The sequence below is a fragment of the Qipengyuania vulgaris genome (genome assembly GCF_009827325.1).
Lineage (GTDB): Bacteria > Pseudomonadota > Alphaproteobacteria > Sphingomonadales > Sphingomonadaceae > Qipengyuania > Qipengyuania vulgaris.
The window spans coordinates 109,241-116,105 of record NZ_WTYC01000007.1 but is presented as its reverse complement, the minus strand read 5'-3'; the positions used below and the strand labels follow the sequence as shown (position 1 = coordinate 116,105).

Genomic DNA, 6,865 nt, shown 5'->3' with positions numbered 1-6,865 from the left:
CCGAAATATGGAAGGCACCGAAGGGTTGGGCCCGGCTGACCGCGGTAAACAACAATTACGTCGGCTTCTGGTATGTCGTCACTGCTTTTGGTTTCTTCCTTGCAGCGGGCGTCCTCGCTCTCGGCATGCGCGTGCAGCTCGCTGCTCCGATGCAGGATTTTCTCGGCGTCGACACCTACAACCAGTTTTTTACGATGCACGGAACGGTGATGATGTTCCTGTTCGCTGTGCCGATGGTAGAAGCGATAGGAATCATGCTGCTGCCCCAGATGCTGGCCGCGCGTGACCTACCATTCCCTCGCCTTTCGGCCTTTGCCTTCTGGGCCTATTTCGTTGGCGGGACGATGTTCTTTCTCTCCCTGTTCGTCGGTCTCGCGCCCGATGGCGGGTGGTTCATGTATCCCCCGCTTACCAGCATCGCGTTCAGCCCCGGCATAAATACCGATTTCTGGTTGCTCGGAATTGGTTTCATCGAGATTTCAGCCATCGCGGGAGCGATAGAGATCATTGTGGGAGTGCTGCGAACACGTGCCCCGGGAATGACACTCGACAAGATGCCGATGTTTGCCTGGGCAATGCTCGTCTTTGCGGTGATGATCGTGGTGGCTTTCCCCAGCGTCATCCTGTGCACGATGTTGCTTGAAATCGAGCGAGCGTTCAACTGGCCCTTCTTCGATGCTTTGCGTGGCGGCGATCCCATGCTTTGGCAGCACCTGTTCTGGTTCTTCGGCCATCCCGAAGTTTATATCATTTTCATTCCAGCCGCCGGGCTCATGAGCATGATGGTCGCCGCAGTGGCCAAGGTTCCGCTGGTTGGTTACCGGCTCAACGTGCTCGCACTGGTGGCAACCGGCTTCATCAGCTTCGGTGTGTGGGCACATCACATGTTTACCACCGATATGCCTCGCGTCTCGGCAGGATATTTCTCTGCCGCTAGCATGGCAGTAAGCCTGCCGGCTGGTATCCAGGTGTTCTGCTGGATCGCAACGCTGGCAAGTGGCAAGATCAAGTGGACCACACCCGCTTTGTTTGTGGTGGGAAGCGTCGTGATCTTCACCATGGGCGGTCTGACGGGTGTAATGGTCGGCATGGTGCCATTCGACTGGCAGGCGCACGACACCTATTTTATCGTCGCCCACCTGCATTACGTCCTTATGGGCGGAATGGTCTTTCCCATGTTTGCTGCCTTCTATCATTGGCATGGCATGACAAGTAGCGGTGCGCTGTCCGAGCGGCTTGGCAAATGGGTGTTTTGGCTGATGTTCGCCGGGCTCCACATCACCTTTTTCCCGATGCACCTAACCGGGCTCATGGGCATGCCGCGGCGAGTTTATACCTATTTGCCCGGGCGCGACCTCGATCTGCTCAACCTTGTCTCCACTATCGGCGCCTTCGTCATGGCGGCGGGTATACTCCTGTTCCTTTTCGATCTTGCGCGCAGGTTCCGTTTTACGGTCCATGACGACGCCGGGAACCTTTACGGAGGCGGAACCCTCGAATGGCTGCCGACCGGGCTCTATTCCACTCGTTCAATTCCGCTCGTAACTTCGCGTGAACCTCTTTGGGATCGACCGCAGATCTCCAAGGAAGTCGAGGAGGGCCGCTATTTCCTGCCCAAATCGGCAACCGGCCAGCGAGAGACGCTAATCACCTCGACTGTGATGGCTGAACCCCAGTATGTCCAGTTGATGCCCGGACCTTCACCATGGCCGCTGTCGGCAGCAATATTCACGGCGCTGTTTTTCCTCTCTCTGACCGTTCAGGCATACCCCTTTGCGATCTTCTGCGGGATCATTGCGGTGCTCAGCATGCTACGCTGGCTGTGGGAAACTGACCGTCCCCTCAAGCAGGAAATGGCCGATATCGGGGGCGGTATCGAGGTGCCCATTGCGATCACAGGTTCCAAAAGTCATGGCTGGTGGGCGCTGAACACGCTCATGGTTGTAATTGGCATGATCGGTTTCATGGCCGTCTTCGCTTATCTCTATCTCTATGGGATCAACCCGGAGGTCTGGAGTGCGCCGCCGCCGCTTGGCGAAACTGCATTGATTGTCGTCATCGAAGCTCTGGCTGTGCTCGCCGCGTGGGGTGGACGGCGCGTTCTCGCGAGCAAGGAAGGGCGTCTAGCAGAAGACTTGCCTTGGATGCTCGAAGCTCTCGCCGCAGGGCTACTTGTGGGCGCTCTCTATCTGGACGTCTCTGGGTGGCTCGCGACCGGGCTTGTGCCGACCGCGAACGGCATGGGCGCTACAGTCTTTATGCTTTCGGTGCTTCAGGGTCAGGTGGTTTTGGTCGCTGTAATAATGGCTGCCTATCTCGCATTTCGCGAGGCACGAGGAATCATGACCACACCCACGAATGTCACCATGGACGTCGTCGCACGCTTCATCATTTTCTGCGCGCTTCAAGGCATTGTCTTCACTACCTTGCCGCGGGTATTTCCCGGTGTTTGAACGGCGCGAAGAAAAGAGCGGCGATGCGATCGATCGCCCTGCAATCTACCGCACCTTGGTTTTCGCTTTTTGTGTTTGGTCGGCCCATTTTCTTGTCAGCTACGGTGCGGTCCTAATTTTCCCCGGTCAGCCGATCGCCAGTTTCCTCGCGGTAGGGGCGGGAATTGCCGCCTTGGCGGCGCTGGTTTGGAAGGGTCAAAAATTAACTCGGCCACGTCCTTCCGTTGCGCTTGGCGCACTGGGCTTGGCCGTCGCTGCAGTAGCTTTCGGCACTTTTCCTGCGTTTATTGGTTAGTTTGCAATGTCATGCCTGGCAAAGGAGATCGCCGCATGGACCGAACCGTCAATCATTCTCGATCATTCGCCCATCCGCTGCACGCAATCCTGCTGGCCTTCCCAGTGGCTTTGTACCCTGCGGCGCTGCTGACGGACATGACCTATCTCAACACGGCCCAGATCCAATGGACCAATTTTTCGTCTTGGCTGATCGCTGGAGCTGACCTTTTTGCGGGTCTAGTTTTGGCATGGGCGGTTATCGGACTGTTCGCTGGGCGAGCGCGTCACTCACGTGGGCGAGGCATCCTTTACCTTATCGTGGTCGCAGTGATGTTCATCTTGGGCGTGGTGAACGCTTTCCAACACGCGCGAGACGGCTGGCATTCAGTCGGAACATTGGGGCTAGTGCTGTCCATTCTCTGCACATTGCTCGCCTTCGGCGCGGCGTTCATCGCTAATGGAAGTACCTATTCAGTGGAGGATCGCACATGAGCCGGCTAGCCATTCTCACAGCACCACTGGTCCTTATCCTGACCGCATGTCAGGGAAATAGCGATCCCGATCTCGACCAGACCGGCGAGCGTCCTGAACTGCCCGAACAGAACGACGCTCTTGTTCCGGCAATGGAGATACCGACGCCCCAAGGATGGGGAGATGACCTGCCTACGGTCCCCGAAGGTTATACGGTTACGGCTATCGCCAAGGATCTCAAAATTCCGCGACAAGTGCTCGTGCTCCCCAACGGCGATATTCTCGTCGCCGAGGGATCTGGGGGCAATGCGCCCAAGTTGCGGCCCAAGGACATCATCGCGGGATGGATCAAGCAGCGCGGCAAGAGTTCCGTCAAAGGCGGCGATCGCATCACTTTGTTACGCGACAGGGACGGCGACGGGCAAACCGACCTGCAAACGACCTTTATCGAAGGCCTCGATGCGCCCTATGGTTTGGCCTTCGTCGACAACACGCTTTACGTGGCGAACCAGGACAATCTGGTAAGTTTTCCCTACACCGAAGGTGCGATCCGCATCGCAGAGCAGGGGAGGGAAGTGACCAAGCTCCCTGCCAAAATCAACCACCACTGGACCAAGGCGATGACGGCCAGCCCGGACGGTTCGAAGCTCTATGTCGGCATCGGCTCCAACAGCAACGTGGGCGAGCGCGGGATGGATGTCGAAGAAGACCGCGCCGTCATCTGGGAAATCGACCGCGAAACGGGTGCGAGCCGCATTTTCGCCTCTGGTCTGCGCAATCCAACAGCGCTTGCATGCGACCCTTGGAACGAGCGTCTTTGGGCCGTCGTCAATGAACGCGACGAATTGGGACCACAACTCGTTCCGGACTACCTCACTTCGGTGCGCGAGGGAGGCTTCTACGGCTGGCCATACAGTTATTATGGTCGGAACGTCGATCCGCGGATCAAGCCGGCCCGTCCGGACTTGGTAAGGCAAGCGATTATACCAGACTACGCGCTTGGGTCACATGTCGCGGCTCTGGGCGTCGATTTCACGAATGGTGGCGGTCTGGGTGGACAATTTAGCGAAGGCGCGTTTGTCGGGCAGCACGGAAGCTGGAACCGTGCAGACCCTTCTGGTTACAAGGTTGTCTTCGTTCCATTCGCTGGAGGGAGCCCCCGAGGCGAACCAGTAGACCTTGTCACGGGCTTTCTCAAAGATGGCCATGCGCGCGGCCGCCCGGTAGGCGTCACATACGATGCGGCACGCCGAGTGCTCCTGGTTGCTGACGACGTTTCGAACACGGTTTGGCGGATTGCTCCTCGAGCCCAGCTACGTGGGGTTCCAACGCGAGCTAGGCAGGTTCCGGGCCCGGCTCCAACTGAATCCTCCACCGTGCCGAGGAATTAAAGGGGGTGGATCTATTCAAGCGGGCTCCTCCGGCAAGGTCTCTCGTCCGCGCCCTGACTTTGTTCGGGAAGCCTGATTTATCCGGGCTCAACGAACTCATTTTGCCGTGAGGTAGGGACAGGAACAGAGCGATCGATCTTAGTACGGTTCTACTCCTAGCGTTGCTGCCCGTGCTCGGCAGTATGATCGGCGTGGGCTTGGCCGAATGGCGTGAACCGCCCTCTTGGCTGGTAGGCGGAGCGATGCATGCCGCAGCGGGCTTGGCCACTGCGGTGGCGGCAGTTGAACTCGTCCCACGCTCAATCGAGCGAGTGGAAATATGGATCTTGGCGCTGTCGTTAGTCGCAGGCTCCTTGGTCTCTGTCGCCATCGGGCGTAGTTCTCGCTGGCTCGGCAGGCGACTGTCCCGAAAATCGATGCGCGGAACTACGGTTGGTGCGTATGTAGCAATTGGGCTCGATCTATTGAGCGACGGTCTGATGACGGGCAGTGGGGCAGCCGTCGAGGCAAGTTTAGGTATGCTGCTGGCGATGTCACAAATTATCGGCAACCTACCTGGAGGCTTCGCCATCGCTGCTAATTTCCGGACTGCCAGTATTCCACGTGTACAGCGGTTGATAATGCTCTCTTTCTACCCTTTTCTGCCGCCGCTAGGCGCGGCATTGGGGTATTTGGCATTGCGTGGCTCTGGAGATATCACAGTGGGTATAGCTCTAGCTGTCCTTGCCGGCTTGCTGCTAACCGCGACGGTGGAGGAAATCGTACCTGAGGCAGACGAATCTGGCGCTCCCCGCCGCATTTCCAGTCCTGCGTTTGCGGGTGGTTTTGCTCTGTTGCTTCTGATGTCAGCGTACTTGTGAGTTTTTTCTAGGAAAACTCATCTGGGGTCGGCCACGATGCAAAGGCAGACACAGACTATCCGGTTGCTACCGTTAGGAAATCGCGAACCGACGTTTCCGGGCTTGTTCGCGGATAATCGAGCCATACATTGGGTGGAACGGCAAGCCGGCTTTCACAAGCTCTCTACAGCGCAGGGTCGCAAAACGCTGATTGCTTGCCGCTCCACCTGCCGCATAAAAGCAATCGTTTATTGTTGCCCTTAGTAATCGGCGAACGTCTCATTATGGGCCGCGAACTATTGTCGCTCGATTGGGACTAGGAACTTCGACCGCCCTGAGAATTTCATATAACTGCTCCCACCTGCTTAGGCACATCTCCCATACTTGCCTAATTGTCAGACTGTGCTTGTTCCGCTTCCACAGCACTCGCCTTGGCGTTGTTAGCCGACCGGTAGCTTTCGTGTGAAATGTCTGGTCAGCGGTTGGTTAGGTTTCGGGAAGCAGTGTACTGACTTACGAATTTGGTGGAAAGCGGCCACGAACCAACCGCATCCGGCCATTGTGTCTTGCTAGGCTTTTTCCCTGTTCGCTCCGACCGATTTAACCATTTCCTCGCATCTGAAGTAACGTCGCACGCGATTGATGCTAGAAAACGCTCTTCGATTGATCCATGGTAAGGTCATGGATTTTAAGGAAAGTGAGGCGGCTGAGCGGCTGCGGCGGCAGCAAGACGCGCGCTTGCGGGACTAAACAGAGGTAAATTATGAAGAAAACGACCACTCTCGCGGTGCTGGGTTGTGCCGTCATCGCCACGCCTGCGCTTGCCCAGGAAGAAAAGGCTTTTGACGGTCCGCGCGCCGAAGTACTCGCTGGCTACGACCGCTTTGACCTTGACGTCGAGGGCATCGAAGTCGACGGAAACTCGGAAGACGTGTTCTACGGTGCGGCCATCGGCTACGATTTTCAGAGCACCGGCCTGCTCTTCGGCGCCGAAGCCGAAATCGCCAGCTCGGGCAATGGCGGAGAAATCGACATCAACGAGACAGTGGACGGCTCGGTCTATGACGGCACCGTCAGTCTTGAAGATGGGGTCAACTGGTACGTCGGCGGCCGGGTGGGCTCCGTACTCGGCTCGAACCTGTTCTACTTCAAGGCAGGGTTCGCCCATACGACTCTCGATCTTGACGTCGAGGGAACCGTTGATGGCGAGCCGGGCTCTGAAAGCGCCGACTTCAATTTCAGCGGCCTGCGTCTCGGCGGCGGTGTAGAGCGCTCGTTCGGCAACGCATACGGCAAGATCGAGTATCGTTACACCGCGTATTCGGATGGCGACGTTGAGTTCGAAGGCGAGAGCCTCGACCTTGTTGAACTCGGCGAATACGATCTCAATCGTCACCAGATCGTCGCTGGCGTCGGCTTCCGGTTCTAATCGCAA

General features: G+C 57.3%; 6 protein-coding genes. All 6 read left to right on the top strand.

The features are described from left to right. Window positions 1-2,453 (top strand): cbb3-type cytochrome c oxidase subunit I (locus GRI69_RS12960; RefSeq protein WP_160728698.1); only part of this gene is annotated, 2,453 nt, incomplete at its 5' end. Continuing rightward, on the top strand, window positions 2,446-2,748 hold the full coding sequence (locus tag GRI69_RS12955; RefSeq protein WP_160728697.1) for a hypothetical protein: 303 nt from the start codon (window positions 2,446-2,448) through the stop codon (window positions 2,746-2,748). The genes GRI69_RS12960 and GRI69_RS12955, both read left to right, overlap by 8 nt. A 35-nt stretch (window positions 2,749-2,783) precedes the next feature. Beyond that, window positions 2,784-3,221: a DUF2231 domain-containing protein gene (locus GRI69_RS12950; protein ID WP_160728696.1), complete on the top strand. Its 438-nt coding sequence runs from the start codon at window positions 2,784-2,786 to the stop codon at window positions 3,219-3,221. After that, entirely contained in the window at window positions 3,218-4,591 is a 1,374-nt protein-coding gene (locus GRI69_RS12945) for a PQQ-dependent sugar dehydrogenase (protein WP_160728695.1), read from the top strand. Before GRI69_RS12950 ends, GRI69_RS12945 begins: the two co-directional genes overlap by 4 nt. A gap of 464 nt (window positions 4,592-5,055) precedes the next feature. Further along, window positions 5,056-5,451 carry a ZIP family metal transporter gene (locus GRI69_RS12940; RefSeq protein ID WP_237453102.1) on the top strand — a complete coding sequence of 132 codons (396 nt, stop codon included), beginning with the start codon at window positions 5,056-5,058 and terminating at the stop codon, window positions 5,449-5,451. 742 nt (window positions 5,452-6,193) lie between these two features. Continuing rightward, window positions 6,194-6,859, top strand: a complete 666-nt coding sequence (locus GRI69_RS12935; protein WP_160728693.1) for an outer membrane protein — start codon at window positions 6,194-6,196, stop codon at window positions 6,857-6,859. Window positions 6,860-6,865 lie beyond the last annotated feature (6 nt).